Source organism: Asticcacaulis sp., from assembly GCF_047605585.1.
Taxonomy (GTDB): domain Bacteria; phylum Pseudomonadota; class Alphaproteobacteria; order Caulobacterales; family Caulobacteraceae; genus Asticcacaulis.
In genome coordinates this window covers 651,008-677,610 of sequence record NZ_JASGFK010000002.1, presented here as the reverse complement: position 1 = coordinate 677,610, position 26,603 = coordinate 651,008, and the positions used below count along the sequence as shown (strand labels likewise).

At 55.0% G+C, this 26,603-nt stretch carries 27 protein-coding genes and 1 tRNA gene; 15 read left to right on the top strand and 13 right to left on the bottom strand.

What is annotated here, in order from left to right:
- Positions 1–129 precede the first annotated feature (129 nt).
- Positions 130–918 carry a hypothetical protein gene (locus QM647_RS08940; RefSeq protein ID WP_414995160.1) on the top strand — a complete coding sequence of 263 codons (789 nt, stop codon included), beginning with the start codon at positions 130–132 and terminating at the stop codon, positions 916–918.
- On the opposite strand, the gene QM647_RS08935 is transcribed toward QM647_RS08940, so the two are convergent.
- Entirely contained in the window at positions 915–2,153 is a 1,239-nt protein-coding gene (locus QM647_RS08935; protein ID WP_414995159.1) for a dicarboxylate/amino acid:cation symporter, read from the bottom strand. The genes QM647_RS08940 and QM647_RS08935 overlap by 4 nt on opposite strands.
- A gap of 293 nt (positions 2,154–2,446) precedes the next feature.
- On the opposite strand from QM647_RS08935, the gene QM647_RS08930 reads away from it, so the two are divergent.
- Positions 2,447–3,841 carry a tyrosine-type recombinase/integrase gene (locus tag QM647_RS08930; protein ID WP_414995158.1) on the top strand — a complete coding sequence of 465 codons (1,395 nt, stop codon included), beginning with the start codon at positions 2,447–2,449 and terminating at the stop codon, positions 3,839–3,841.
- Positions 3,842–3,894: 53 nt separating this feature from the next.
- Positions 3,895–3,978 (top strand) — tRNA-Leu (locus QM647_RS08925).
- 214 nt (positions 3,979–4,192) lie between these two features.
- On the opposite strand, the gene QM647_RS08920 is transcribed toward QM647_RS08925, so the two are convergent.
- The 3 genes from QM647_RS08920 to QM647_RS08910 form a co-directional block, all read right to left on the bottom strand.
- Entirely contained in the window at positions 4,193–4,846 is a 654-nt protein-coding gene (locus QM647_RS08920) for a hypothetical protein (protein ID WP_414995157.1), read from the bottom strand.
- Positions 4,847–4,860: 14 nt separating this feature from the next.
- Complete coding sequence (locus QM647_RS08915) at positions 4,861–5,319, bottom strand: hypothetical protein (RefSeq protein WP_414995156.1); 459 nt, start codon at positions 5,317–5,319, stop codon at positions 4,861–4,863.
- A gap of 260 nt (positions 5,320–5,579) precedes the next feature.
- A complete protein-coding gene (locus tag QM647_RS08910) occupies positions 5,580–5,774 on the bottom strand; it encodes a hypothetical protein (RefSeq protein ID WP_414995155.1) in 195 nt (64 codons plus the stop codon).
- A gap of 461 nt (positions 5,775–6,235) precedes the next feature.
- Between QM647_RS08910 and QM647_RS08905 the strand changes: the two genes are divergently transcribed.
- The 4 genes from QM647_RS08905 to QM647_RS08890 all read left to right on the top strand — a co-directional run bounded on the left by QM647_RS08905 (position 6,236) and on the right by QM647_RS08890 (position 13,732).
- Positions 6,236–6,457, top strand: coding sequence for a hypothetical protein (locus QM647_RS08905; RefSeq protein ID WP_414995154.1), 222 nt, complete (start codon positions 6,236–6,238; stop codon positions 6,455–6,457).
- Positions 6,457–6,768, top strand: a complete 312-nt coding sequence (locus QM647_RS08900) for a hypothetical protein (protein ID WP_414995153.1) — start codon at positions 6,457–6,459, stop codon at positions 6,766–6,768. Before QM647_RS08905 ends, QM647_RS08900 begins: the two co-directional genes overlap by 1 nt.
- Positions 6,769–7,071: 303 nt before the next feature.
- Positions 7,072–12,411, top strand: a complete 5,340-nt coding sequence (locus QM647_RS08895) for an RHS repeat-associated core domain-containing protein (protein WP_414995152.1) — start codon at positions 7,072–7,074, stop codon at positions 12,409–12,411.
- A gap of 463 nt (positions 12,412–12,874) precedes the next feature.
- Positions 12,875–13,732 carry a hypothetical protein gene (locus QM647_RS08890; RefSeq protein WP_414995151.1) on the top strand — a complete coding sequence of 286 codons (858 nt, stop codon included), beginning with the start codon at positions 12,875–12,877 and terminating at the stop codon, positions 13,730–13,732.
- A 1-nt stretch (position 13,733) separates the two neighbouring features.
- On the opposite strand, the gene QM647_RS08885 is transcribed toward QM647_RS08890, so the two are convergent.
- Both QM647_RS08885 and QM647_RS08880 read right to left on the bottom strand, forming a co-directional pair.
- Positions 13,734–14,132, bottom strand: coding sequence for a hypothetical protein (locus QM647_RS08885; protein WP_414995150.1), 399 nt, complete (start codon positions 14,130–14,132; stop codon positions 13,734–13,736).
- A complete protein-coding gene (locus QM647_RS08880; RefSeq protein WP_414995149.1) occupies positions 14,123–14,515 on the bottom strand; it encodes a hypothetical protein in 393 nt (130 codons plus the stop codon). The genes QM647_RS08885 and QM647_RS08880 overlap by 10 nt, the downstream gene beginning before the upstream one ends.
- A 272-nt stretch (positions 14,516–14,787) precedes the next feature.
- On the opposite strand from QM647_RS08880, the gene QM647_RS08875 reads away from it, so the two are divergent.
- Positions 14,788–15,384 (top strand): tyrosine-type recombinase/integrase, encoded by a 597-nt coding sequence (locus QM647_RS08875; protein ID WP_414995148.1) that lies wholly within the window; start codon positions 14,788–14,790, stop codon positions 15,382–15,384.
- 28 nt (positions 15,385–15,412) lie between these two features.
- On the opposite strand, the gene QM647_RS08870 is transcribed toward QM647_RS08875, so the two are convergent.
- The 3 genes from QM647_RS08870 to QM647_RS08860 are packed head-to-tail and all read right to left on the bottom strand — an operon-like array spanning position 15,413 to position 16,882.
- A complete protein-coding gene (locus QM647_RS08870) occupies positions 15,413–15,865 on the bottom strand; it encodes a hypothetical protein (RefSeq protein WP_414995147.1) in 453 nt (150 codons plus the stop codon).
- The gene (locus QM647_RS08865; protein ID WP_414995146.1) at positions 15,865–16,659 is read right to left on the bottom strand and encodes a hypothetical protein; all 795 of its coding nucleotides are present in this window, start codon (positions 16,657–16,659) and stop codon (positions 15,865–15,867) included. Before QM647_RS08865 ends, QM647_RS08870 begins: the two co-directional genes overlap by 1 nt.
- Positions 16,649–16,882, bottom strand: coding sequence for a hypothetical protein (locus QM647_RS08860; RefSeq protein ID WP_414995145.1), 234 nt, complete (start codon positions 16,880–16,882; stop codon positions 16,649–16,651). The genes QM647_RS08865 and QM647_RS08860 overlap by 11 nt, the downstream gene beginning before the upstream one ends.
- Before the next feature lie 89 nt (positions 16,883–16,971).
- Here QM647_RS08860 and QM647_RS08855 point away from each other — a divergent pair, with 89 nt between their 5' ends.
- Together QM647_RS08855 and QM647_RS08850 are read left to right on the top strand one after the other, a co-directional pair.
- Positions 16,972–18,552, top strand: a complete 1,581-nt coding sequence (locus tag QM647_RS08855) for a type IV secretory system conjugative DNA transfer family protein (RefSeq protein ID WP_414995144.1) — start codon at positions 16,972–16,974, stop codon at positions 18,550–18,552.
- A complete protein-coding gene (locus QM647_RS08850; protein ID WP_414995143.1) occupies positions 18,549–19,091 on the top strand; it encodes a hypothetical protein in 543 nt (180 codons plus the stop codon). The genes QM647_RS08855 and QM647_RS08850 overlap by 4 nt, the downstream gene beginning before the upstream one ends.
- Positions 19,092–19,239: 148 nt before the next feature.
- Here the strand turns inward: QM647_RS08850 and QM647_RS08845 are convergent, their stop codons facing one another.
- Both QM647_RS08845 and QM647_RS08840 read right to left on the bottom strand, forming a co-directional pair.
- On the bottom strand, positions 19,240–19,434 hold the full coding sequence (locus tag QM647_RS08845) for a hypothetical protein (RefSeq protein WP_414995142.1): 195 nt from the start codon (positions 19,432–19,434) through the stop codon (positions 19,240–19,242).
- A gap of 15 nt (positions 19,435–19,449) precedes the next feature.
- Positions 19,450–20,400, bottom strand: a complete 951-nt coding sequence (locus tag QM647_RS08840) for a hypothetical protein (protein WP_414995141.1) — start codon at positions 20,398–20,400, stop codon at positions 19,450–19,452.
- Positions 20,401–20,574: 174 nt separating this feature from the next.
- Here QM647_RS08840 and QM647_RS08835 point away from each other — a divergent pair, with 174 nt between their 5' ends.
- Positions 20,575–20,970: a hypothetical protein gene (locus QM647_RS08835; RefSeq protein WP_414995140.1), complete on the top strand. Its 396-nt coding sequence runs from the start codon at positions 20,575–20,577 to the stop codon at positions 20,968–20,970.
- Positions 20,971–20,988: 18 nt separating this feature from the next.
- Here the strand turns inward: QM647_RS08835 and QM647_RS08830 are convergent, their stop codons facing one another.
- The gene (locus QM647_RS08830; RefSeq protein WP_414995139.1) at positions 20,989–21,465 is read right to left on the bottom strand and encodes a hypothetical protein; all 477 of its coding nucleotides are present in this window, start codon (positions 21,463–21,465) and stop codon (positions 20,989–20,991) included.
- Positions 21,455–22,447, bottom strand: coding sequence for a MobQ family relaxase (gene mobQ / locus QM647_RS08825; protein ID WP_414995138.1), 993 nt, complete (start codon positions 22,445–22,447; stop codon positions 21,455–21,457). The genes QM647_RS08830 and mobQ overlap by 11 nt, the downstream gene beginning before the upstream one ends.
- A gap of 378 nt (positions 22,448–22,825) precedes the next feature.
- On the opposite strand from mobQ, the gene QM647_RS08820 reads away from it, so the two are divergent.
- From QM647_RS08820 to QM647_RS08805, 4 genes are all read left to right on the top strand, one after another.
- Positions 22,826–23,173, top strand: a complete 348-nt coding sequence (locus QM647_RS08820; RefSeq protein WP_414995137.1) for a helix-turn-helix domain-containing protein — start codon at positions 22,826–22,828, stop codon at positions 23,171–23,173.
- On the top strand, positions 23,170–24,453 hold the full coding sequence (locus QM647_RS08815) for a type II toxin-antitoxin system HipA family toxin (protein WP_414995136.1): 1,284 nt from the start codon (positions 23,170–23,172) through the stop codon (positions 24,451–24,453). Before QM647_RS08820 ends, QM647_RS08815 begins: the two co-directional genes overlap by 4 nt.
- A 256-nt stretch (positions 24,454–24,709) precedes the next feature.
- Complete coding sequence (locus tag QM647_RS08810; RefSeq protein ID WP_414995135.1) at positions 24,710–25,846, top strand: hypothetical protein; 1,137 nt, start codon at positions 24,710–24,712, stop codon at positions 25,844–25,846.
- Positions 25,843–26,169 carry a ribbon-helix-helix domain-containing protein gene (locus QM647_RS08805; RefSeq protein WP_414995134.1) on the top strand — a complete coding sequence of 109 codons (327 nt, stop codon included), beginning with the start codon at positions 25,843–25,845 and terminating at the stop codon, positions 26,167–26,169. The genes QM647_RS08810 and QM647_RS08805 overlap by 4 nt, the downstream gene beginning before the upstream one ends.
- The last annotated feature ends 434 nt before the right edge of the window (positions 26,170–26,603 follow it).

The following is a 26,603-nucleotide window of genomic DNA, read 5'->3' as shown; positions in this document are numbered from 1 at the left end:
AGTCGGGAAATATACCCGCGTGCGCCATTTTCATCGTCAACGGCAATCAATCCCGCGGGCGCAGCGATTTCCTGCCTGATTTTTTGCATGCGGCCAGCATAAGGTATCGGCACCCTGATGGAGGTCCGCTTGCGCCCTGCCCCGTTCCTTTGCCTGATTTTCACCACCACCACTTTGCTGGCGGCCTGCAAGCCATCTCCGCCGCCGCAACGCGCCGAAGGCCTGGACCCGACCTTTGAGGGCTCCGACGATGAAAAGCGCACCCTGGCGGTAGAGGCCGCGCTGATTGCCGCCAATCCCGGCCTGGCCGTTCGCAAGGACAAGGCCCTCACACTCTTTCATGACGGTCAGGAGGTCACCACCTATCGCGATGATCCGCAGGGCTGTCAGCGCTATTTCCTGACCGGCGTGGTGAAACTGCGCGGCGAGGATGACAATCTCTTTCCCGTGGCCGACGTCACCTGTCATTTCGCCAGTTCGGAAAATACCTATCTGGTCCTGCCCAACAGCGACAAATATCTCGTGCGCGAAGAAGCCTCGGTCTCGCCGGACGGGCGTATTCTCGCTTCGGGTTTCGATCGCGCCGACAAGACACAGGGCTCACTGACCCTGGCCAACTGGCCTCAGATTCGCGATGTCGTGGTCTTTCCGGCGCACTGCAAGGGGATGATCTGGCAGGACGCCACGCATTTTACCGCCACCTGCTGGCATAATGACGGGCCGGATATCGCCAGCCCCTATGACAGCTTCGCCCGCTACTTCAAGACCGATATATATAGGGACACCGCCGGCAAGTGGCAGATGCAGGCAACGCAATGGGTAGATCGCGATACGCTACAACCCAAGCCCCTGAACCTGCCCCTCTACCGTTTCACGGCCGCGCCGCCGCCCGAGCCGCATTTCGACAAGGCAACCTAGACCTTTATCGGTTCTTCGACATCCAGTTGCTTTTCCCACTTGGCGATCACGGCCGAGGCGACGCTGTTGCCCAAGACATTGGTGGCTGAGCGCCCCATATCCAGCAGGTGATCCACGCCCAGTACCAGCGCTATCCATTCCGCCGGCAGGCCGAAATAGGCCAGGGTCGCCATAATAACTACCAGCGAGGCACGGGGCACACCGGCGATCCCCTTGGAGGTGATCAGCAGCAGGAACAGCATCATGATGATCTGGCCGTTGGTAAAATGAACGCCATAGGCCTGTGCAATGAAGAGAGTGGCGAAGGTGCAGTAGATCATCGAGCCATCGAGATTGAACGAATAGCCCAGCGGCAGGACGAACGACACGATCTTGCGCGAAATCCCGACGGTCGGCAGGCCGGCCAGCAGTTTCGGATAGGCCGCCTCGGAACTGGCGGTCGAGAAGGCCAGCAGGGTCGGTTCGCGGATAACCCCCAGAACTCGCAGCATCCGGGCGCCCAGGAACAGGAACCCGACCACGATCAGCAAGATCCACAGCACACCCATGGCGCCATAGAATCCGGCCATGAACTTGGCATATGTCACCAGGATCGGCAGTCCCTGCTCGCTGACTGTCTTGGCAAGGGCGCCGAAAATGGCGAAGGGTGCGAATTTCATGACGATCTCGGTCACCTTCAGCATGATGGCCGAGGCCTCTTCCGCCAGTTCCATGACACGCGGCGACTTCTTTTCCAGCATCGAGATGGCGGTGCCGACAAAAACGGCAAACACGACAATTTGCAGTATCTCGTTATCGGCCATGGCCTTGATGATCGAGGACGGGATCAGGTGTTCGATGAACTTTTCAAGCGTGAAGCCTTCGGTGGAAGGTGCCTTGATCGCCTCGCCCGCCATCTGCAGGCTCATGCCGACCCCCGGTTTCAGCCATTCGACCATCAGGATTCCGATGACCAGCGACACGACCGACATCACCAGGAACCAGCCCAGGGCCTTAAGCCCGACGCGGCCAACCGAGGCGGCGTCCTCCATATGTCCGATCCCGGCGATCAGGGTGAACAGCACCAGAGGCGCGATGATCATCTTGATCAGGGTGATGAAAATCTTGGTCAGCAGGCCGAAAATCATGGTCGCGGTCGTCAAGTTTTCCGCCGCCAGATATTCGTGGCTGGCCCAGCCGGCGCCTATGCCGGCGATCATGGCGAAAAGAATAAACAACGCGAATTTCGACTTCATGCACGGCCCCTGAGCGGTATCTGATCGCGACACTAGCCGAGGCGTCAGTGATGCGCCAGCCCTGTTTCAATCTCAACCAAAATGCGTGATAGACTGGTGCGATCGAACTCTGGTGCGGATGAGAGGACTCGAACCTCCACGCCTTGCAGCGCTGGAACCTAAATCCAGTACCGCGAGGCCAAAATGGATAAAATACTATATAAAATCAAACACTTTTTTACCAATCCTCCATTATCATGTCTGGACACACTCTGGTCACAGTGCCGGACACAGCAGATGGGAGGGCTGGCAGAATGACAACCCACAGTATGTTCGATGGAAAACTTCAGGTTTATCAGCGGGCTAACAGCCGCGTATGGCAGTGCGCCGCCCGCGTGGGCGGCAAGCGCTATCGCAGTTCCACCGGCGAGGAGAATTTCAGCAGCGCCAAGATAGCCGCCGAAGAATGGTATTTAGGTCTGCGCGGCCAACTGGCCGCAGGCATCATTGAGCCAAAGCTAAAGGAGCGGACTTTTGCCGATGCGGCAAAAGAGTATCTGCGTGAAATCAAGGTGCTGGCGATCAGCACGCGCAGCCCGAAATATGTGGAAGGCCTTGAGATACGACTTAACGCCCACATCCTTCCCTATTTTGGCAAAATGCCGCTGACTTCCATCAATCGCGGCGTTGTGCAGTCCTACCGCGTGAAACGCGCGGAGGACACGATTGCCAAAACTTTCGTTCCTGCCAAGCCAGCTACGGATGATGAACCGGCCCAGCCGGAGATTGCGGGCAGACCTCCTGCCCGCAGCACCATGCTTCATGAAATCGTCCATATTCGGCAAGTTCTCAAATTTGCCGAAGGCAAAGGCTGGATACCGTTCGTTCCCAGCCTTTCCACGCCCTATATGACCCAGGGCAAGAAGGGACGCCGGGCATGGTTCTCAGAGGAAGAATATAAGAAGCTCTACACGGCCACAAGCGAACGCGCCAAAGACGGAACGCGCCCAGGCTGGAAGTCCCATTACGAGGACTTACATGACTTCGTGCTTTTCATGGCCAACACTGGCCTTCGTCCTGACGAGGCGCTTCGCCTCGAAATGCGTGACGTGAAAATCGAAGATGATTACGCCACGCGCGAAACCATCCTTGTGATCGACGTGCGCGGGAAAACCGGTGTGGGGTATTGCAAGAGCACCCACCGGGCAGTGCATCCATTCACCCGCTTGAAACAGCGACGGCTTCATGAATTGCGCCTTGAAGCCATTGGCTTCGAGAAACTGCAAAAGACCTACCCGCATCTCAACAAAGCCGAAATTGAAAAGCGATTCCAAGAACAAATCGATTCGGTAGATGAGGCTGAAATCCTCAAGAAACTTCCGTTCCTTCGTGTGTTCCCCACCTTTAATCGGGACGCCTTCAACAAAATTCTGGAAGAGCAGAACCTAAAATTCGACCGGGATGGCAAGCGCCGTACCGCTTACAGTCTGCGCCATACCTATATCTCTACCCGGCTGATGGAAGGTGCGAGCATCCACATGATCGCCAATAACTGCCGCACTAGCGTCCAAATGATCGAAGAACACTATGCCTCTCACATCAAAGACCGTCTCGACGCCGCCGCCATCAACGTGATGCGGCCTAAACGCCAGCGGGACGCGGCAAAACAGAAAAAAACGACCGGTACGGACAATCATACCCAACTATAAATAAGGTTAGGCTTTTCAACTGCGCTTCAACTCTATATGAAGCCTGTCACGTTGCGGCTGTGGCGGAATTGGTAGACGCACTTGGTTTAGGTCCAAGCGCCAAAAGCGTGGGGGTTCGAGTCCCTCCAGCCGCACCACTTAAAATTTTGGCCCAGCGTGGACACGCCGGGCCATTATTTTTTTGGGCAAAAGGCGGAACCGCCCTGCCACTTTCCCGCGAAGGCTGCCCGAACGGGACAGCCGGTGGCCTTAAGCGCAACGAACGTGGCGCGGACATCGCCAACGAAAAGTCTTGTTGCAAGTAATTTGAGCTAACCATAAGCAATCTATGCGCGGACCACGCAAATTAAACTAGGCACCAAAATAAGATTTTACTTCCGCCAACATTAGAAAATTGGCATCCTTACCCCACGCCTGCTGATAGCAATCGCGAACGACTTTAAGCCAGTTCTTTCCATCCGTATTCGCTCTGCCTCCAGCATGAGTATAATCAGCACGTCCCGTGCCTTGAATCCGCGCCCATTTGTAGGCCTCCTTAATGTCGGAATACGTCGCACTCAAAGCCAGATCGAGATGTCGTTTGTCAATTGGAGCGTGAGGCCATGCCTCATCCCAACCATCAACCCATACAGTTACACCATCAAAAAATGCGTATGCTAGATATGGTTCCTGTTCGAGATGCACTCCCCGAACAGGAAATTGGAATCCAGATTGGTCCAAGCAGTGATCAGCAATCTTTTTGGCTTTGGCCATATCAAACGCGCCAAAAGTATCAGTGATCGCGGTCACAATCCAACGTGCAACTTGATTGGCAGTTGGGTTAAGCATGATCACCTCAGCGTAGTGAGGTGATTCAGGCTTTGTTGCATTCGGTTTGCGATACCCCCATTTGTGGGTTGGAAATCCTTCCCATCCCACCACTTCAACCTTCCCCAGATCAATTTCTTGCAGATCATACCCACCTAAGCTCGAAATATAATCCTCCAATTCTTTTATGTCGTTCATTTTTGACTCCCAAACTATTGATACGGCACAACGCTCGTTTCCGCTCCGTCTGTGCATGGTTTCGTACCGACCAGTGCTTTCGCCTTAGTAGCTTCCGCCAAGTTCTTAATCGTAGCGCCATTGTCAGGAGTTGAGTCGATATTGAGCGATTTCAGTGCACCGTTATCTGTGAGAGCAACTTGCAAGCTATATTTTTCCAGGAGGCCCGGTTTATAACTGATAAGTAGTGGTGTTTGCCAATTCGGGTACGTGACTAACTTTACAGAGGTGACGTGTTCACAATCCGTACCGCCATCTTTATCCTCCATTAAGACCGTCGTTTCTTTGTAAAGTTTATTCATCGGAACGATAATGCCGTCGAGTTTAGTCCCCACGGCTAGCTTTGTTCCATCCAGAATCTCGGTTTGGTAAACACCAGAGCAACCAGACAGCACGCTAGCCAACGCAATAAGACTCGCTAATGTCTTGATCATGTTTGTTCCCTTATTATGAGGCGGCATGGAGACATGCCGCAATACACGCTAGGCACGAAAAACCAGCCTTGTAAACGCTAGCCGAAAGTGTTTTTGCGCAATTTGTACTAACGCTATAATTGTATTGGTAAATTTTTTTTGCCTTTGCTGATTTCAGGGTGAGCGCCACAGCGCTGTTACCAGTTGCGCCAGTGCCGCGATCAGACTGGCGATGGCCGTAATTAGCAGACTGATGTCAGTATAGTTCATGCCGTCCTCTCCTAGTGCCCGTTCACAAGAAAGCGTGCGACACCGAGCCCGCCCGCACGGCGGGCTTTTTCCCGGCCTGCGAAACTGGCCGGGCGCTCATCATGCGCAACCTTATCCGCCCAGCGTTCCGCCGCGATCAAGCCGAACAGCACCGCCAGTTCAATCAGCGTGCAGCTATCCATGTCGATGGTTGTCAGTGGTTTCATGGTGTTCCTCCTTTGTGTAAGCCGCGACTATCGCGGCCATGCGCGGGAACCTGCGCCGATGGGCGGCGGCGGCATCGGTACGACCGCAACGTCAGAGAAGGAGCGCGCCAGCGCTTGCCGCCCCAAGCCGACCGAGGCGCTATACCAAGCCAAGGCTGCAATCTTCGCGCTTAAACACCGAGAATACTGAAACGGCTGAAACGATGGATCATGCCTGCTGGCAGGCTGAGGATACCATGCTGCGTTCCCTGACATGCACGGAACCATAGCGGACTTCGATGTGAGCGTGATGGCCCAGGCCCGGCAGCATTCAACCCGGCTCGTTTCCGCACCCTGTGGGCTTGTGCAACTCCGCCCCCTTACGGGCGCTACACGGGGTATGACTGCCGCCTTCATAGCCTGCGCCTTTGGCTCCCCATGAAGCCGCGAATGGTTCGCGGCGAAAATGCAAGGAGATCGACATGGCTAAATCCCACCCCACCAAACAGACCGGCAAAAAACCAACCCATCGCCTCTACCGTGTCACCGGCGACGGCGAGCATTCCAGTTGGACGCCCATTGGTGCCGCCTGGCTGCATCAGGACGGCAACGGCTTCAGTATCGCCTGCGATGCCGTGCCGCTTCAGGGCCGCATCGTCATACGCCGCATCACCGAGCGCGCAGCCACCACGGGAGGCCTGTAATGACAACCGAACGCACCATTGAAACCTTCATCATCGACTGGCAGGGCATCACCCTGTCAGTTACCTACGAGGCCAATTGGATGAACTGTAAGAGGCCGGGATATGCACACTTGCAAATTGAAAGTATCACACCCAGACGAATGCCGTTGCCGATCACGGAAACGGGCTACCGCTCGCATTTCATCCATCCCAGTGCTGTAGTGGAACTGGACGGCCCCGTGGCCTACGTCCTGGCTTGGCTTGACGCCACCGCTAACGCGCCAGAATGGAGAGAAGCGCAAGACCACAGACGGCAGCTATCGCTGTTCTAACAGAACATCAAAATTGAGGGTTTCCGGCGCTGAAATGCCCGCTTTTGCAGAGAGCATCAGTTTAATAGATGTGACCGCGCAGCCACAAATTTTTGCGATAGCATCCGTTAGATGCGACACCACTTATCCGTACAATAGTTCCATGTTACCGATAAACTGGTGTCTTCAAGATCTTCCCCAAGAAGCAATGCTGATTAGGGACCGCCTGCTGTAGCTGCGGGGTATCAGTAAGCTTCGCGCTCCAGTTCTGAATGTGAAACGCCATCGCCAGTCAGGCGACAGGCTTTTATGAGGGGCATAGTAATGGGGCGAGTACAGTATTTTTTCCATCGCGTTCAATCAGAGTTTATCGTCATCGCTTTGGGCGGGGCCACGCTCTTTGTCGTGTTCGCCCTTTGGATCACGGGGCCAGGCAGCGGCCTCATCAACTCTATTGATCTTGCGTTTCAAGGTGGAGTGAATCGTCGCGCCCCTGATGTAACCGCACCATTGCCCGGCCTTCACTTTTCCTCGCATCCAACGGACAGCGAGTTTTTACACGCGGCTCTGCTACAGGAGCCGCTGGTGCCTGTTGGCAGGACAACTCGGACTGAAAACGAAGCTCTAGCAAAGGCTCTGACCGCTTACGAAAATATTATGCAGTTCACAGGTGAGCGCGATAACGTTCAGCCCATTCTCTCTTTCTTGAAGAAATACCCAGAGTCGCCTTGGCGACCTGGATTGCTGATAAACCTCGGCATCATTTACCGGGAAACCGGCCACTTCTCCTTGGCGATGGAAACCTTCAAATCCGCTTGGGCACTCAGCAAGGATTTTACCGATCCGAATGGCCGGGCCATCGGTGATATGGCCGTTGCACAACTTTCCCAATACCAGGCCTATCTCGGACGCAAGGAGGAGTTGGGGCCTCTTTTAGCCGAGATCAAAACCCGCAACATTCGTGGAACTTCGGCCGAGTTGGTCAGCTTTTCTTCGCGCGGCTACGCTCATATGCAGCAGTGGCCCCAACTCTCCTTCCGTTGCGGGCCGCTGGCCCTACTAAGGATTTTACTGCATCAGACCGCGCAACCCGACCCGAGAGCGGTCAAAGCCCTCTATAACGCCCATTCAACGCCGAATGGCCTGTCGCTGCCGATGGTGCAGCGCATGTCGGTTACCGCCGGTATGAATTACCAGATGGCCTATCGCACACCCGGCGCGAAGATCATCATGCCCGCCGTCGCGCATTGGAAAATGGGCCATTACGCTGCCATCGTCGGCGAAGAAAACGGGCGCTATCTGATTCAGGATTCCACATTCGGCAGCGACCTGCGCCTCTCCACCCAAACTCTCGACACCGAAGCGAGCGGTTACTTTCTTGTCCCTGCTGGCCCGCTACCGCAAGGTTGGCGTTCCGTAAGCGTTGCGGAGGGAAACAAAATCTGGGGCCGCGGCGACACGGGCGGGAATCGTGACGCGCAGGCCAGCGGACCGGACAGCACGCCAGCAGCATTTCCTTCAAGCGGAACGGGCGACGACGCTGGCAATCCCAATGGAGTCTCGGATAGCGCTGACAAAAATAATGACTGTGGCTGCACCACCTGGAATGTAGAGCCGATGACAGTCAGCCTGTCACTCCACGACAGGCCTCTTGGCTATAAGCCCCCCATCGGCCCCGCCATCGATCTGAATGTCTATTATTCCCACCGCGATGTGGAACAGCCCGGTATTTTTAATTACGTCAATATCGGCCCCAAATGGACGTTTACTTGGCTTAGCTACGTTACAGATACCATAGGTACAAATTTTACCGCTCAACTCTACCAGCGTGGCGGCGGCGTCGAGCCTTACACGATGCCGAGCATGTCGGCAAAAACCTCCAAAGCCGGGCCTTACAGCCAAGCCGTTCTAACTCGAACAACGGACTCCCAGGGCTATTCCACTGGGTTCAAGCGCTTATTGAAAGACGGCTCCTCACAAACCTTCGGCGTGGCCTACGGCAATAAATTCTTCATGACCGAGTTTGCTGACCCGCAAGGCAACAAGGTGACGATCACCTACGACTCCCAGATGCGTATTGCGGCCATCACCGATGCTATCGGTCAGGTGACGACACTTTCCTACGAGAACACCGATCCACTTAAAATCACCAAAGTGACGGACCCTTTTGGCCGCTCCGCTCGTTTCGGCTATAACAGCGCCGGCCAGCTTATCAGCATCACTGACACCATTGGCATCACTTCCAGTTTCACCTACGGTGCGGGCGATTTCGTGGACAGCCTTACCACGCCCTACGGCACCACCCGGTTCAATTTCGCCGATTCCACCAATAATGCGTCCTTGGGCGACGCTCGCTGGATTTATATCACCGACCCCTTTGGTGAAGAAAGCGCGGTTGAATTTAATCAATATGAAGCGGCTTATAGCAGCGATTCCGTAGCCCCAAACGGCATGAACACGGAAAATCTCTACCTTCAATACCGAAATACTTACATTTGGAACCCAGCCCAGACCAGGGCGGCAAGAAATCCGTCTGGTAGCCTCAATGCAACGATGGCGCGGATTATCCATTGGGCGCACACACCCGATGGCAACTCGACCTCTCGCAACATCGAAAGCATCAAGAACCCATTGGAACGGCGTGTCTGGTTCGACTATCCCGATCAGACAGAGGCGAATTTTTCCGGCAGCGCCAATACGCCGCTACATATCGGCCGGGTTCTGGATGACGGAGCCACCCAGCTAAAGACCTTTAAATACAACGATTACGGCAAAGTCACGCAATTGACCGATCCGCAAGGGCGCATCATCACCTATAACTACGCCAGCAATGACGTTGACCTGACTTCTATCGTGAACACAAGCGCAGGCAAAACCCTCGCCACCATCACCTACAACAGTCAGCACCTCCCGGTAAAAATCAAACTCGCCAACGGCCAAACCATTGCCTACGAATATAACGTAGTCGGCCAACTGACTAAATTTACCGATGCCTTCGGCCAGAGCACTACCTACAGCTATGACGCCAACCATTACCTTGCCTCGGTGCAAGGTCCGCTCGCCGCCGCAACCTACACCTTTACGCACGATATCGTGGGCCGTATTTCCAGCGCCACCGATCCAGTTGGCGGCACCATCAGCTACGCCTATGACGACGCAGATCGTCCTACCAAAGTCAGCTTCCCCGATGGCACCTCCAGCAGGTTCACCTACAACCTGCTCGACCTTGCCACCATTACCGACAGGCTGGGACAGCAGACCCAACTGACCCACGACGCCAACCGCCAACTCATCAAGGTAATCGATCCGCTCAACCAGATCACCCAATACGCCTACACGCCGAGCGGCTTCCTTTCCGTTATCCGCGATCCCAACGGCCATGACACTGGGTGGCTTTACGATAACGAAGATCGCGTCACGCAGAAAACCTATGCCGATGGCACCACGCAATCCCTTGCCTATGAACCCTCCACCAGTCGTCTTGCCAGCGCCACCGATGCCTTGGGACAAGTCACAGCCTATGCCTATAATATCGACAATTCGCTTTCCTCGGTCACCTACACGAATGCGCCCAAGGTCAGCTTCACTTATGATGCTCAATACACCCGTCCCACCAGCATGACCGATGGCACGGGCACATCGACCTACATTTACTATCCTGTAGGCAGCCTGGGCGCCAATCGCCTGAAAACCGTGACCACGCCGGTTGCAGGCACCACATCATTCGACAGCATTACCTACAGCTATGACGAACTCGACCGGGTTGTCAGCCGCAATATCGGCGGGGCGGTAGAAACAACCACCTATGACGCGCTGGGGCGCGTCCAGGCCGTCGCCAATGGTCTCGACACCTTCAATTACGGTTATACCGACGCAACCGCCCGCGTCAGCAGTATCCGTTCCACCCATGGCCCGGCCCTGGATCTGGCCTATTATGGCCCCGCTGGCGATGAATTGCTCCAGCGGATGACCTACAGCATCGGCGGCACGGTTATTTCGCAGTTCGGCTATGAATTTAATGCAAACGATGATGTTACACGCTTTACCCAAATCTACCTGGGCCAAAGGCTGGCCGCGCTCGATGGAGCTTCCACAGGCGGCGCATCCGGCTTGACCGGTAATGGCGGTAGCAGCCAATGGGCGCTTGCCGCCATGCAAGGGCCGACCCTGATGGCCCGCGTTCAGGCGATAGGCTGGCCGCTCATCCTGTCGATGGGCATGGCGCTCATTGCGCTTATCGCCTCCTTTGCCTTCACCCTCAGCCGCCGCTGGCGGGTTGCCTTCGTCATTCCCGCCATTTTTGCTATGACCTTCGTCAGCGCCTGCGGTGGCGGTGGAAGCAGCGGTGGAGGCACTAGTGGAGGTAGCGGCGGCGGCGGTGGATCGAGCAGCAGTTCCAGCAGTAGTAGCGCCAGTTCCAGCAGTTCGAGCGCGAGCAGCAGTTCCAGTTCCAGTAATTCCAGTTCCGGCGGTGGCACGCCTACCGCCCAGGTCACAAGTTACTATTACGACAAGGCCAGCCGCCTACGGACGGCCTTTGTCGGCACCGATATTTCAACACCGGGTTCGCCTCAATACGTCTATGACTACGATGCCGCTTCCAATATCACCGGCATGACGGTCAACGGGGCCTCCAAAGCCTTGTCCTATACGGCCACCAATGCGCTGACCTCCGGCACCTACGATGCCAATGGCAGCCCGCTGGCATTGGATACCGGTAATTATGAATGGGATGGTGCGAACCGGCTCGTCAAATACACGAACGGTTTGAAGGAAAGCGATTTCACCTACGATGGCCTGAGCCGCCTGGTGCGGATCGTGGATAAGGTGGCCGGGATCGTCACCGCCGACCATGCTTACACCTGGTGCGGCATGACCCGCTGCCTGGAGCGCGACAATAGCAAAACCAATGCGCCCGCCAGCAAGCAATATTTCGACCAGGGCGAGATACAAGGGACGTTAGCGCTTTACTACGTCGTGGATCGCCTCGGCAGCGTTCGTCAATTGGTCGACGGCTCGGCGGTCATCCAGGCGCAATATGAATATGATCCCTATGGCAATCGGACGAAAGTCGGTGGCCTGCTGGATAGCGATTATGGCTTTGCGGGACTCTTCCATCACAATGACAGCAGCTTGGATTTGGCTGTGTATCGCGCCTATGACGCGGTACATGCGCGCTGGTTGAACCGTGATCCGATTGGGGAATTGGGTGGGTTGAATCTTTATGTGTATGCGAAGGCAACTCCCTTAAACCTAATCGACCCAAGTGGCTTCGCTCCTTTACCATCCCCCAATTTTTTACCGCCGACGAATACTCCTCAAACTCCACCAGCCTCTTTACCAGATGGATATTATCATCGGTCGATGCCTCCAACAGAACAGTATCCGAACGGATATTGGAAACAATACAATCAATGGGGTCAGCCAGTTGATCCATCTACCGGTAAACCTCCATCAAATGTTTCTCGTGCAGAAGCCCGCGCACGGACGCATGTTCCTTACCCGGAAGGACAGTGTCCAATGAATGAGAGACCCTCATTCGCTCTACAGCCTCAGCATACGGTTTCTTCCGAGAGCAACTTTCAAATGTCTAGCTTTGGTTTGTTTCCTAAATATATTAGTGCATTTATCTCAGTTGCCTTATATTCATCAGAGGCTTACTAATTGTAATAATATAAAGGATGTGAGATTTAATGTACGGAATAAAAGATGACTTCCCATTTCAATTATTTGTGGGCGAGAAATTGCTGCAGATATGTTTTGGGGAAAACGATATTCAATTACGATTTAGCAATTCAATTTGCGTATGCTGCTGGTCTTCAATTTATCTAAAGAGCGTTAATATAAAAAGCGATAAATATTCGCAAATTTCTGCATCTGCCCTAAATTTAATTGGTGAAGATGTATGCAGGGCGTACGCAAAAGATAGTAAATCTTTAGTATTGGAATTCAGCTCTGATGCAGTGGAATTTATAGATGATTCTGACAATTACGAGTCATTTTTAGTAAGTTCCGATTATGGCGACATAACTATTTGAGCGCCAACAATTAACCAATTCTTAATCGTTAAATTGGTATAATTTTACCAACATCAACATGCCGACACAGGTAATCTATAACGCCATTTTTGACAGATGATGCTGACACATCGCTTCATCCGGCTTCGCCGGATGAAGCGCAAGCTAGCTTGCGGGCCAGTTTAGAGCGGCAAATCGAGCGCGCCCAAGCCGCATTGGAAACGCAGTTGGCCGAGCTTCGGCGCGCGGGCCTGCTCGATAGCAATCCTGCCCTGGCGGAAGAGATGCGCGGGCAGCTTCAAATCCTCAGTTCGCTCAGCCGCTTCCTGCCTTCCGTGCCGCTATCGGCTTTGCGGCAGGTGCAGGCCGAGGTAGCCACCTCAGTGGCCGCCGCTGGCAACCTTGCAAACCAGAGCCAAAGCCTCGTCACGATGGCCGGGGTGAACGGCACCGCCGACCGCATGGCCGAACTCGCCACCGCCAGTGCCGCCGCACGGCAGACGACGCAAGATTTCATGCATGATTTCTATGAAAAGCGCATCTTCGATCCGTACCTGCATTTCGCTTCGCCGGAGGATGAGAAGGAATATCGGGAGCGTGAAGCGGCACGTCAGCGGGCGATTGAGAAGGCCCAAGCGGAGAACACAACGGAAGGCAACCTAGTCGCCACGAAACTGGCAGAAGAACAATTGAAAGATGCGGGTGCACATGGTGCTGACCGCAGCCCGCAATATCGTCCTTCGCTTGACCGATTGCACCAGAGCGCTACGAACCTTAGCGCCTCTCTGTCAGATGAACAAAATCGCAATGTAGACGCGGCGATGTCGGCTGCATTGCCGAAAAAGGCAGATCATTCAGAAGCAGCAGCAAACCTTAAAAACGCAGGCGTTGTTGTTGCCGATCAATCCCAGACAGGGCACGGCGTCACAATCGATGCATCTTTAGCAGCGGCGCTCGGCCGCTGCTAGTCTACATCAGACCATAGGCTTTACATTCGTTGGCTACCTGGGTGAAATATTCTGTGTTTCTCACCATCAGTGGCAATTCTCGGTCGGTTGTCTTGTCAACATCGGCTTCAAAACGATCCGAGGAAATTCCGAGTTGTTTGCTTAGACGGAGCGCCACGTCCCAACTATGTTTTGCCCGGATATCAAAATAGGTGGCCCGTTTCTCGTCATGGGCATCACTCCAATACGAATATGCGCGTCCATTGGCAACAAAACATTTCAGAGCCAACTGATAAGCTGCCTCGGTTTTCTCTCTCGATACGGTCTGTGCGGCGGCAGATACGGGTGCAAATAGCACGCCCCCATAGACTGCCGCCAGTGACAGACCGAGCAAAGCTCGCTGTCTCATCATCAGGCCCAATAATGCCCGCCGTCCGAGTGGTTGCCCTGGATGTTGCGGAAACAGCGGCGGTAGCAGGCCCGCATTAATTCGCCCCCATTGTCGCTGAACATCCATGCCGTCTGTACGCTGCGAACGACATCGGCCGCGTCCGTTTTAACCGGTGCCAGCACTAGCCGTCGATCTTCCAGGTGAGTGTGTTCCAGCAACACCTCATCTTCCGCCATGTCGAAATGTTTATGGATAAGGGTAACGCCGAAACGATCCTGCTTCCCGTGCCTTTTCAAAACGGCCTGAATCTCACTCAGGCAATCCGCATCCATGTCGTTGAGCGGTTCCACATCTTCAATATCCGGCAGCGGTGCCCATTCCATCGGACGCATAACAATTTGGTTCGTTTGCATGTTGAAGTTCCTGTTGCTGAGGCCGAAATCGGCAACCACAGGAAAACAGCCCTCCCACGCCGCCTCTCGACAGCGAAAACGTAACATTATGCTAATTTTGTTGCGCCGAAGCGCTATCTACTGCTTTGAATCCATGAAGGTTTTCATGGAGGCCATAGTATGCGCGCGAAATGCGGCAATACTCTGTAACTGGCTTCCAGCCTGAATTTCTGGCCCGATGGGTTGCAACAAAATTAGCATTCTGTTGCCACCGGGCGCTGCAAGGAGGCACAGTGAGCATTGTATATGATCATGGCGAACAAGCCGCCCTGTTCGATCAGGATGGACGACGTAAATATCTATGTAAAAGCGAAGGCAGACGTTTTCTGCGCGCTGCGGCAGAAATGGATAAATCCACCCATCTGTTTTGCTGCCTGTTGTATTTCACCGGCTGCCGTATCAGCGAAGCGCTGGAAGTCACCCCGCGCCGCTTGGATGTGGAAGGGCGGCAGATCATTTTTCGCACCCTGAAACGGCGCAAGCGCGTGTTCCGCGCCGTGCCGGTGCCAGCATGGCTCATAAGCGAACTACAGCGGTGCGGCCGGAACCAGCCGGAGGATGCTCCTCTATGGTCCTGGTGCCGACAAACCGCATGGCGGCATGTAAAGAAGGCAATGGCAGCCGCAGATATCAGCGGCCCGCAAGCAGTGCCGCGCGGGCTGCGCCACCAGTTCGGCGTGCGTGCTTTGCAGGCAAACGTGCCGCTTGTCACCACCCAATCGCTATTGGGCCATGCCAGCCCGTCAACCACAGCCATTTACCAGCACGCTACTGGCGAAGATGCGCGCCGTCTGATGCAACGCATGTGGCGTCAGCTTGGTGAAAACTGACTGCCCGATTGCGGCTTTAGGTGTGGCCTCAGCGCAGCGTCAACCGGCTCCCGCTCGCCCCAGCCGCCACATTGCGGTGCTCCAAAATCGCTTCCAGCGAGGGGCGCGAGAACCCGTCGATCAGCCGTTTATGAAACTCCCCCGCAATCTCATACTGTCCCGCCGCGATCAATTGCGTGATGGCGTCGAAGGTTTTGGCCTTCAGGCTTTCATCCCGCTGAAAATCCGCCGTCATGGCCTGTTCCACCTCGGCAAACGCACCGCTGATCTGCGCCACGCTGATTTCATGGTGGCGCTGGATCACCGCCATATCGCGCTCCGCCGTGGCGAACAGCTTGCCGAGTTCCAGGGCGCTGCCGATCAATCCGGCATAGACCGTAAAATGGTCCAACCCCGGCAGCGGCACGCCACCCATCATCTGCGATCCTCGCGCGCGGGCAGCGTTCAATAATGTGGCATGGCCGTCATCATCACCCCTCATCAATTCCCCGCTTTCATCTGCAACAGATAAGATGCTTCCCGGTAATGCCTGGCCAGGTATAAGGCGGCCTCGCGACCATCGCCGTCATCCGCTTCCACCTGCCGTAACCCTGCCAGCCCGTCGCGCAGGTCGGCCATCAGCGCCACCAGCCTGTTGAACTGCGGCCGCATCCGCTGAAACAGTTCCGTGTCGATGAATTTGATATCGCCGCGCACGGCCTCCGCCTGCACGGCGATTTGCCCTTCCAGTTCCTTCAAATGCCGTAAGTCCCGCTGATGATTGGCCAGCATCATCACGCCGCTGAACACAGCGACGGCCAACGCCACTTGCCATGAGCCGTTCCCCGTCGCCGCCCGCGCCAGCGCATTGCCCGCACCCCGGCTATATTCCAGCGTCTGCCAGATGTCCTTGGGCGGAAGCTGGCGGTACACCATATCGCCTTCTAGCGTGCCGCTGATCTCCACCGCCATCCCATCCATATCGATGGCATAAGGTGCCAGCGCCTGCTCCACCTCGGCTGCCTGCCGGTGCAATACATGCCGTGACAGGTCGATATCAGCCTTGGCTGCATTGAATATATCAATCGCTGCCTGCCAGCTTTCCCGGTTCAACCGGTTGCCGGTTTCCAACAACTGGCCGATGCTGCCGGTGGCGTCCTTGCGCCATGCGGCCTTTAATGCCTCATCCTCGGTCGAGAAGGTCAGCATGGTCAGCAACCGGTTCTGGTCTACCCTTTGCCGGGCCTGCCGCGCCTCGAAATCCTCCCGGCTTATCATCCCGCTGCTATCGGCCATGATCCATCCCCTCAAGCTCACCCGGCGCCGGGTCATTCCCCCCCTGCCGATCCATACCCCATTGCGCCTCAAAATCCGCGCGCGGCATGTCCCATCCCGTCACAACGGGTGGCGCATCCGCTGGCCGCTCCGTCACCGTCCGGCCGAACCAGGCTTCCTCCACCAGCTTTTGACGGATATCGCCAATCGCCGCCTCGAAGGCTTCAAACATTTCCCTCAACATCGCCACTCCTTGTGCCGAAATGAAACGAAACACTCAGGCGAGTCTTTTGCATAGATACGCCCATGCCGTGTATCAGCAAGGGAAGTGCCATGTTCAAGGACCACATCACCAACCTCGACACGCGCCTGCTGCGCCTGTCCTCCGGCGATTATTTCACCCTGCGCGATGCCTGCCAGGGCGTGCATATCTTCGGCGGCATCGGCTCCGGCAAAACCTCCGGCTCCGGCAAAGCGCTCGCCAGCGCCTACCTGCGCGCCGGCATGGGTGGCCTGGTGCTGGCCGCCAAGCCCGATGAAGTGGAACTCTGGCTGAACTACGCCCGCCAGAATGGCCGCGCCAATTCCGTCATCCTGTTCGGTGATCGCGGTGGCGGCGGCTTCAACTTCATCGCCTATGAACTGGCCCGCCAAGGGCCGCAGGGCATCGGCAGCGTGGTCGAATGCCTGATGCGTATTCTCGATGCCGCCCGGCTGACCAACCCCAACGCCGGGCGCGGCGGCGAAGCCTTCTGGGAGGACGCCACCCGCCAGGTGCTGCGCAACTGCCTGCCGATCCTTTACGCCGCCACCGGCACCATCCGCATTCCCGATATTATCCGCTTCGTCGCTTCCGCGCCCGTCAGCCACCAGCAAATCCGTGACGAGGACTGGCAGAACAGTTCCTTCATGTTCCAGGCGCTCTCCCGCGCCCGTAAACAACCCGTCCATCCCATCCCCGAAGATGAGTTCGACAAGGCCGGGAGCTACTGGCGCGACGAATACGGCCAGCTCGACAACAAAACCCGCTCCAATATCGCTATCTCGCTTTCTACTGCGCTCGACCGCTTCAACCGTGGCCGCCTCTACAACGCCTTCTGCACCGAAACGACCCTGGTCCCGGAAATGAGTTTCCACGGCGCAATCATCATCATGGATATGTCCGCGCTCACCTGGAATGAGGACGGCATCATCGCCCAGCAGCTATTCAAGTTCATGTGGCAGCGCGCCGTGCTATCCCGCAATGGATTGGAACAAAAACACCGCGAGCGCCCGGTATTCCTCTGGGCCGACGAAAGCCAGTATTTCGTCAACGCCTTCGATACCGATTATCAATCCACCTGCCGTTCGGCCCGCGCCTGCACAGTCTATCTCACCCAATCCCTGCCGACCTATTACGCCAAAATGGGCGGCGATAATGCCAAGGCCAAGGCCGACATGCTGCTGGCCAATTTCGTGACGAAGATCTTCCATAACAATGCCGATCCCGAAACCAACCGCTGGGCCGCCGACACCATCGGCCGCAGCCTTCAGCGCCGCCGCAGTTACAACGAAGGCGAGTCCCTTGGCCGCTCCCAGGGCATGAACAGCGGCGAGAGCGAAAACCGGGGCTACAATACTTCCTCCGGCTTTTCTTCCGACAGCCGGGGCGGCTCCTCCTCCAGTTTCAGTTCCGGCAGCAACGCCGGAACCGGAGATAGCTGGGCCCGTAATCGCGGCACCAGCTACAGCGAAACCCAATCCCACGGTTATAGCGAAACGATGGACTATGAGGTCGAACCAGCGCATTTCGCCCGCCATCTGCGCACCGGCGGTCCCGCCAATCACCGCCAGGTCGGCGGCCTGTGGTTCCAGGCGGGCAAAACATTCGCCGGCAGTCGCCGTAATTACCTGCATGTGAGTTTCCAGCAATGAAACAGCCCAATGCCTTCGCCAGCTTGTTCGGCAATCCGTTCATGTTCTTCATGCTCGGCTTCATCACGGTTATCACCGGCATCATGGCACTGAACGTCCAGGGCTGGGGCCTGCCTGCGCTGCTCATGCTCGGCATAATGGGCTACAGCACTGCCAGCAATCGTCGGGTCATTGCCTACCGGAAATGGCAACGGGAATGGGAAGCCATGAGCGGTAAACCGCCAAGGCAGCCCACTTCCGTGTCGGTCAGGTGGTTGCGTTGGCCAATTGGCATAGCTGCATGGCTATGCGCCGCCGCATGGACGCTCACCAATCATGACGGCGGCATCGGCTGGGCAGTGGGGTTGTTTTGGATAGGCAGTCTATTTGGCTGGGCATCGCTGCTGTTGCGTATAGTCAAAAGAGCAAAACGTGCCATGCCGCAGCGGGAAATGGTGGTGGCAGTGTGTCCACGCGTACCGATGCAGTCGGCATCAGTTTCTCAAATATACGGTGCATTACCAAACCATTGCGTTCAACTTTTTCTGCCGCGTCCTTAGAAAAAGCTACCTTCTTTTAGCTCTTGCAGTAGCCGCTTATAATGCTCCCTCTCCATTTTCAAATCGGTATTTACCCCGTTTAATTCTGAGAGGTTGGAGAGTTTCTTTATTAGTCTTGAGCGTAAAATTGCCACCCACCAATTCATATTTACTTCCTTGATTTTAAACGTCTTGAAAGCAGCTTCCGCGCTTCTGAGCGGAGGTGTTTTATTTCAGACTGGATTTCCCGGTTTTCTAATTTAAGAACTCTAGCAGCGTCAGAGGCTTCTTTCAGTCTCGACTGAATTTCCTTCGAGATTTCTTTCTGCGTTTTGCCTTGCGGCTGGCTATTATCTTGCGCCATCTTTTTTCCTCTAGATTAGAATAAAGCCGGTACAGCAGGCAGAATGAGAGGGCCAATTGGGGCTTTGCTTAATGCCCCATCCTCATCGAACATGGGCACTTCGAGCATCGTCCAAAAATCGCGAACAGCCATCTCAAAATTGCGGAAATAATTTTTCTTGGCAGCCCCACTCATGAATAGGTGATTGTTAAAAATTTCTTCTGAAACAAATGACCATTTAAATGCTTGATAGGCAGTCTCTTGGATGTTGGTTCTAATGTTATTTGATCTATGCTCAATAGCTTGAAGACGACCCGTCACATCTCTTAACTTACTTAAGTCTTTTTCTAGATCGTTTATCTTTTCTTTCATCTCGCCGATTTTTGAAAAATTATCGAAAAATCTTAAAGCGCCAATAATTAGAAACGCGTCCGTGATGAAATCGCCGACATTAATATCGCCGAGAATGCCCATCTGACCGGCTATGTCTGGAGCGCCATCAATAGGGGCTTGCGATATAGCGTCCCGCAAACTCTCGTGTAATATGGGAGTGCTCACCCAATGCATTTTATCTAAAAACTGAAACCCTTGAATAAGCCCGCCAATTATATTTCCAGCGGTAACCAGACTATCCGCCAATATCTCTGGCGGCATATATATTGATTTTGCAGCTTCGTAGATTTTTTCCAATTCGTCTTCTTTTTTCCCTCTAAACCACCCAGAACTGGCGTCAAAAGCTTCGTGTTTCTTGACACGGCGCGCCACCGTCAGGACTCTTTTTAAAAGTCGGCGTAAACAAGCAATGCGCTCCTTCCCAAGGGCGTCATATCCATCAAGGGTGCTTTTATGCTGCGCATTTAAAGTTGCGATGGCCTCTCCGTATTTATCGCGCAGCGAATTGAATTCCAGCCGCTTTTCATTCTTTCCCAGCGCCATCAATAGGTTGGCCACCAGTGATATAGCGGAAATAATACTCAGCGGGTCCATTTTATCCCCTCCCACGTGCCCTTAAACGAGAAGCTATCTTTTGCTTATTTAGCGCTCAACCTACGGAGGGATATAATTTTCATAAGTTGCATGCAGGACACGAAAAACGGCTACAAATATGAATGTCATTCAAATGTAACATCCGCCGACATGGGAATGTGCAATAATAATCATATGCAATCTGATACGAACAAAGAACCGAAGTCTCCCGCACTGGCAGGAATTACTGTCGGGTCATTATTTAGCGCTGGCATAATGACGTACAATGCAGTGTCACATGTCGTCGGAATTCCAATAAGAGCCTACGATAAGAGTAAAAATAAATGGCACGAATTTAAAAGCGCTCTTAAAAGCCCGCTCAATATAATCATTTCCATTGGCGCCGGAGTTGTGGCCAGCATTTTGGCATATAAAAGTGCTGAGACTGAAAATGAAAAGCTGGCCTCAAAAGAGAAGCCCGAAGGTGATGAACTCACACAAAATATTCCAGCTACAAGATCAAATTTTTCGAGACGACTTCAAGACGAAAAAAATTTGCAAGATTACCAGGGCCAAGACCGATTCCGCTAGAAGATCAGGATTTCCCTACTACTTTAAGCGTCCATCTGGCCGCATCACCTCGATACGCTCCACAATCGTGTCATTGGCTGGCGTTACCGCCCATCGCTTGGGGTGATATTGCTGCACGAACGTCACCATGCGCCGCGCCAGTTTCTGGCGCAGGTCGGTGAGGCGTTTGCCCTCGATCACTACAATGGAAGCCGGAAACACCAGCTTCAACATCTCGTCGCCTACATAGCCTACTTCCATCAGGAAGCGGTACTGGAACACAAGTCCCTGCGGCAGGTCCGTGCCATTCATCCAGCTCCGCAACTCGCAATTTTCTCCTACCGTGTTTGAGGGCATAAACCCATAAGGGCGGTAGATGCCGCTCTCTTCATCGGCATCCGGCTGAATAGGCTGCTGCGGTGGTGACGATGGCGTTTGGGCAGGCTGCGCTCCCAGCCGCTCCGTGAAACTCTGGCGCGGACGGGCGCCGAAAATCGCATCAAAATCATCGGTCAAGGGGAACCTCCGGAATATCTTGCGAGGGCTTGCGGAACGATGCGGCAAAGCCCTCGGCCATATCGGCCAGTTGCAGCACGAAATCGGTCAGTTTCACGGGGTCGCGCTGCTTGTAGTGCTCGACCTCTTCATAAAGGTCCGCCCGCTTCTTAATGGCCACCCATTGGGTGATCCGCTCTTTCAGGTAGTCGTAAGCCTTCTCGATATGCCGCGCGATGCCGAGCGAGATTTCCGCCACCCGGAATATGCCCTGCCTCTCCAATGTCCGGTGGTCGATACGCGCTTCCGATCCGGCATCGGCCAGCGCCTGGTTGGCATAGGCAGCCCATTCCCGCCGCCACACATGTACATTGCGCCGTGCCTCCGCCGCCTCCAGCGCCGCATGGTCGGCCGGAAGCCCCGTGTCATTGAATCGCTTGCGCGCCTCCGCCACAGCGCGGGCAATATCCTCCCGCTCATTCCAGTCACGCTCCTTCGTCGCCGCAAACCCGGTCGGTGAGCTGGCATCCAGCCGCCGTAGCGTCAGCAGGATATGCGCGTGCGGCTGGTCCAGCCCATCCGCAGCCAGTGGCCGATGTATGGCGACATCCGCCACCATCCCCTTGCTCACGAACTGGTCCCGCACAAACCGCCCCACCAGCTCCACCTGCTGTTCCTTGGTCAGTTCGCGCGGCAGGGTAATCTCGACCTCACGGGCCAGTTGGGCATCCACCCGCTTTTCGGATGCCTCCACCCGGTTCCACAGTTCCTGCCTGTCGAATACCCACGGCGCCACTTCCTGGTTGACGGGACTCATGATCTCCGTATGGATGACATCCGGCTTATCGAACTCGAACCACTTGCCCTGGCGGGCATCATAAAGCCGTTCCCCGGACCGGTAGGCCGCAGCGGCAACGACCGATCGGCATGTAGCTCCGCCCGGCCGCGCAGCCCGCCCAAGGTCACGGGAATGGACTTTGAGCCGTAGGTGGTAGATGGCCAAAAACTTTACTCCTTCCCACCTCAAAAAGTTAAGAAAGATCACATGTGTGCACTTATACATCGCAAGCGACGTGTGCATTATTAAACGCAATCATTGGTTGATCATTACACGAAGATCAACAACCTGTGTGCGAATTGTTGTTGGCAAAAGTTAAGATTAGCAGTGTGTTATGCTAGTCATCTAAGCCGCCGCTTCAGGTTCCCTCCCATCATCGTCACGGGAACTCTCCCGTACCCAGCCAAGGGCGTTCAGCGCACCCCTTGGCATCCAGCGCGTGAATATCGCAGATTAATATATGTCAGCATTCACTGACATTATCTGTTTGTCAGCGAACGATGACTTATATATAATGTCATCGAACGATAACAGGAGGCGCGTATGTTTTTACGCACACCGGCGGACATTGGCGCGGCAATCAAAGACCGGCGCAAACGGTTGAAGATAGGCCAGGAAGAACTTGGCAGGCGCGTCGGCGTGAGCCGCCAATGGATCATCGCCGTCGAAAAAGGCCATGACCGGGCGGAACTGGCGTTGGTCCTAAGCGTCCTGAACGCCCTCGATCTGCGCCTTGATGTTCACCCATTCGATGCGACGCCCAAAACCGCATCGTTAGAGGCTGCCATCGCAGATAACGCGCGCGCGCGCATCGCACTGACGGACGTGCTGAAGCGTGCGCGGGAAATTGCTTCTTCCTTTGAGCCATCCGAAGATAAGGGGACGCGATGACACAGGAACTTGTCTGCCTGCTCAACGACCATGAAATGGGTCGCCTCTACCGCCGCGCCGGTGGCAAACTGGTGTTTACCTATGCACCGGCCTGGCGTGAGGCGGAGGGAGCGTTTCCCCTGTCGCTCTCCATGCCGCTTGCCGCTGCCGAGCATCATGGCGAGGTCGTGGAAGCCTTCCTGTGGGGTTTGCTGCCGGACAACGAACATGTCCTGCAACGCTGGGCGACACGGTTTCAGGTATCGCCGCGCAATGTCTTTGCTCTGATTTCGCATGTCGGGGAGGATTGCGCAGGGGCGATACAATTTATTACTCCCGAACGGGTCGAGGCTGTTCGCGCTGGTGAGTTGGACGGCGTGGAATGGCTCACGGAACAGGAACTAGCCGCCCGGCTGCGCGCATTGCGTGAAGATCATGCAGCCTGGCGTCTGCCGCGCGATCATGGGCAGTTCAGTCTCGCTGGCGCGCAGCCCAAAACGGCTCTGCTGTATGCGGAGGGACGCTGGGGCGTACCGAGCGGCCGCATTCCCACCACCCATATCCTGAAACCGCCCACCGCCGATTTCGATGGCCATGCCGAAAATGAGCATTTGTGCCTCACCCTTGCGCGGCACCTGGGCCTCCCCACCGCCGGCACCGAAGTCCGGCGCTTTGGGGATGAGCCGGCCATCGTCGTCGAGCGGTATGACCGCGTTGCCCTGGGCAACGATATCATCCGCCTGCATCAGGAGGACATGTGCCAGGCATTGGGTATCCGGCCCCACAATAAATACCAGAATGAGGGTGGGCCGGATGCAGCAAAGATCATCCAACTGCTGCGCACCCAATCCACAGCACCGGAAGAAGATGTGGCAACTTTTCTTGATGCGCTGGCCCTAAACTGGTTCATCGGCGGGACGGACGCCCACGCCAAGAACTATTCCCTCCTGATTGCCGATGGGCCGCAGGTGCGGCTGGCTCCCTTGTACGATATCGGCAGCATCCTGCCCTATGAACGTGTGGACCTGCGCCGCGCCAAGCTGTCGATGAAGATCGGCGGCGAATATTACCTGCTCGATATCGGCCTGAAACAATGGCGCAGGTTTGCGCAGGAGGCGCGCGTGGATGAAGGCCTGCTGATTGCGCGGCTAAGGGAACTGGCGCGCGCATTGCCGAACACCATTGCGCAAGTGGTATCGCATGGCGAGGCCTCCGGCCTTGACCATCCAATTTTGGCTGGTTTCTCGGAAAAGCTAACCCATCGCGCAGGCTTGTGTCGGGATATATTGGAAGCGGATTAGGCTCACGCGCATCTTCCTACGCGCGGCTATGCTTCTCCAATACAGACGCGCCAAGAGGTTTAGAAGTCAGAAACTTCGGCCTTCATCGCCGAAAATGAACCATTACGTCAACCGATGACCTCTCTAATTGAGTCGGATTGGGTGTGCCATCGGCTACCCAATTGACTAGCCACCGTCAGCATACAAGTCAGTACGATTTTTGTTGGCATATATAGGCTTTGTTGTCAGCTTTCCCTCTCGTTCCTCGGAGGGAAGCATGGATAGTAAACGCAAGCCGGTCACCCGCACCCAACTTCATGATTTGGTCTGGTCTGTGCCATTGACAAAAGTAGCGCAAGATCTCGGAACCAAAGCCAGCGAAATTAGGCGTATCTGCGATCATATATTGCATGTACCGCGCCCTGATAGCGGATACTGGTCTCGCATCAGAAAGGGAGAAGCACCCGACAGAACGCCCCTTCCAGCGCCAACACCAAAAACGCCTCAATCCGTCAAGGTTGCCCCTTACCAGCAACCGCGCCCGCCTTTAAGGGTGCTGATCAAACGTGCCGTCGCTGAGGCAGCGGCACACCTACCCCATCTTTCTGTGGCGCTGACATTAGAGGACCCCCACCCACAAATCGCCGCGCGACTTGCAGAATCCGGTGGGAAGGCAACCTTATCCAAACTCCAAATGCGAACGCACTGCATTGAAGATGCGTTCCTTAAATGCATGGAAAAACGGGGCCATCGACTACAACTCAGCAAAAATGAAACATTCTCACGCAGCTTCCTCGTCGGCGACGAACTCATCACCTACACTATCTACGAGCCATCCTTCCAACGCCGCGTCCTCCTCTCCGCCAAAGAACTCGCCCAACCATGGAACGTTGCCCATGGCAAGAATTGGCGGCAGGTGCTCGTACCTTCTGGCAATTTACGATTTGCCATCAATGTCGGATACAGACGCGAGCAGAAATGGGAGGATACCAAAAATCAATCGCTGGAATCTCAACTTGGCGCCATTGTTATTGCCATGGAGGTCATCGCGGCCGAAACAGTGAGGAACCGCAACGAGCGTGAAAAACAATCGACGCAATTTCAAAAAGAATTGGATAGGAAACTCCATCCTGTTTATCAAAAGCATTACGATGACGCGCGTTGGGAGCGCTTGCATCAACTGGCAAGTGACCGGCGCCAGGCGGAACTGGTCCGGAGCTTCTTGTCGGCCCTTGCAAAAGCAGCAAGCAACGATGAAAAATTGGCCGCTAAGGCTAAACAACTCACACTGTCAGTACAGGGTTATCTCCGACAGCTTGATCCCCTATCCGATAGCCCAAAAGACGTTTTCCGGATACTCGATAAGCCGGTCCCTTCCCCCAGCGATCTCGATTTAATGACATTCCTGAGTTGAACCTGATCGATAAATCTTATCGTTATCAATCACTATTGGCTGTATTTTGCAGCAGCAGAGCTGACGAAACTAACGGCGCCGGGGACATTGGTCTAAACAATGGAGGCCCGATCATGCGCAGCACACAACAATTCAGCATCACGCTGCCGAATGACATGGCTGCCGCCGTCGCGGATAAAATCAGCTCCGGCGCTTATGCTTCTGTCAGCGAATTCATGCGTGACGGAATCCGCGCCTTGATGGAGCGGGACGCAGCGATCGATAAGTGGCTGCGTGAAGAAGTGATCCCCCGGCCACCAGGAATATCTGGCCGATCCGTCTAAGGGTGTCGCTGCCGATCAGATCATGAAGCGCCTAAAAGCCCGCCGTCAGCAGGGCAATAGCGCACGCCAGATTGACGACCTGCAGCGATAGATGTCTTGTGCCGGGGTTGCCTGATTAACCCAACAACATCAAAGAAAGCCAAAGGTGATGGCCTTCGCCGTATCCGGGCCTTCGCCCTCCCACGCGCATCTTCATGCGCGTAGAAACTGACGCCGACCTCCGTCGGCCGAGATACCGAACGCGCCATGAATTAATTACCTCGTGCATGAGCTTCGTGTAGGCAAGCTCCCAACAAAGCTGCGGGGGCTTTCCCGCGCCCGGCCAAGGCGCTCAACGCACCCTTTTTGAACCCGCGCATGGCGTAGTGGCTAAAGGATGATCTATAAAGAGTGGATTTATAGATCATAATATGGCATATTTTGATCTATAAATG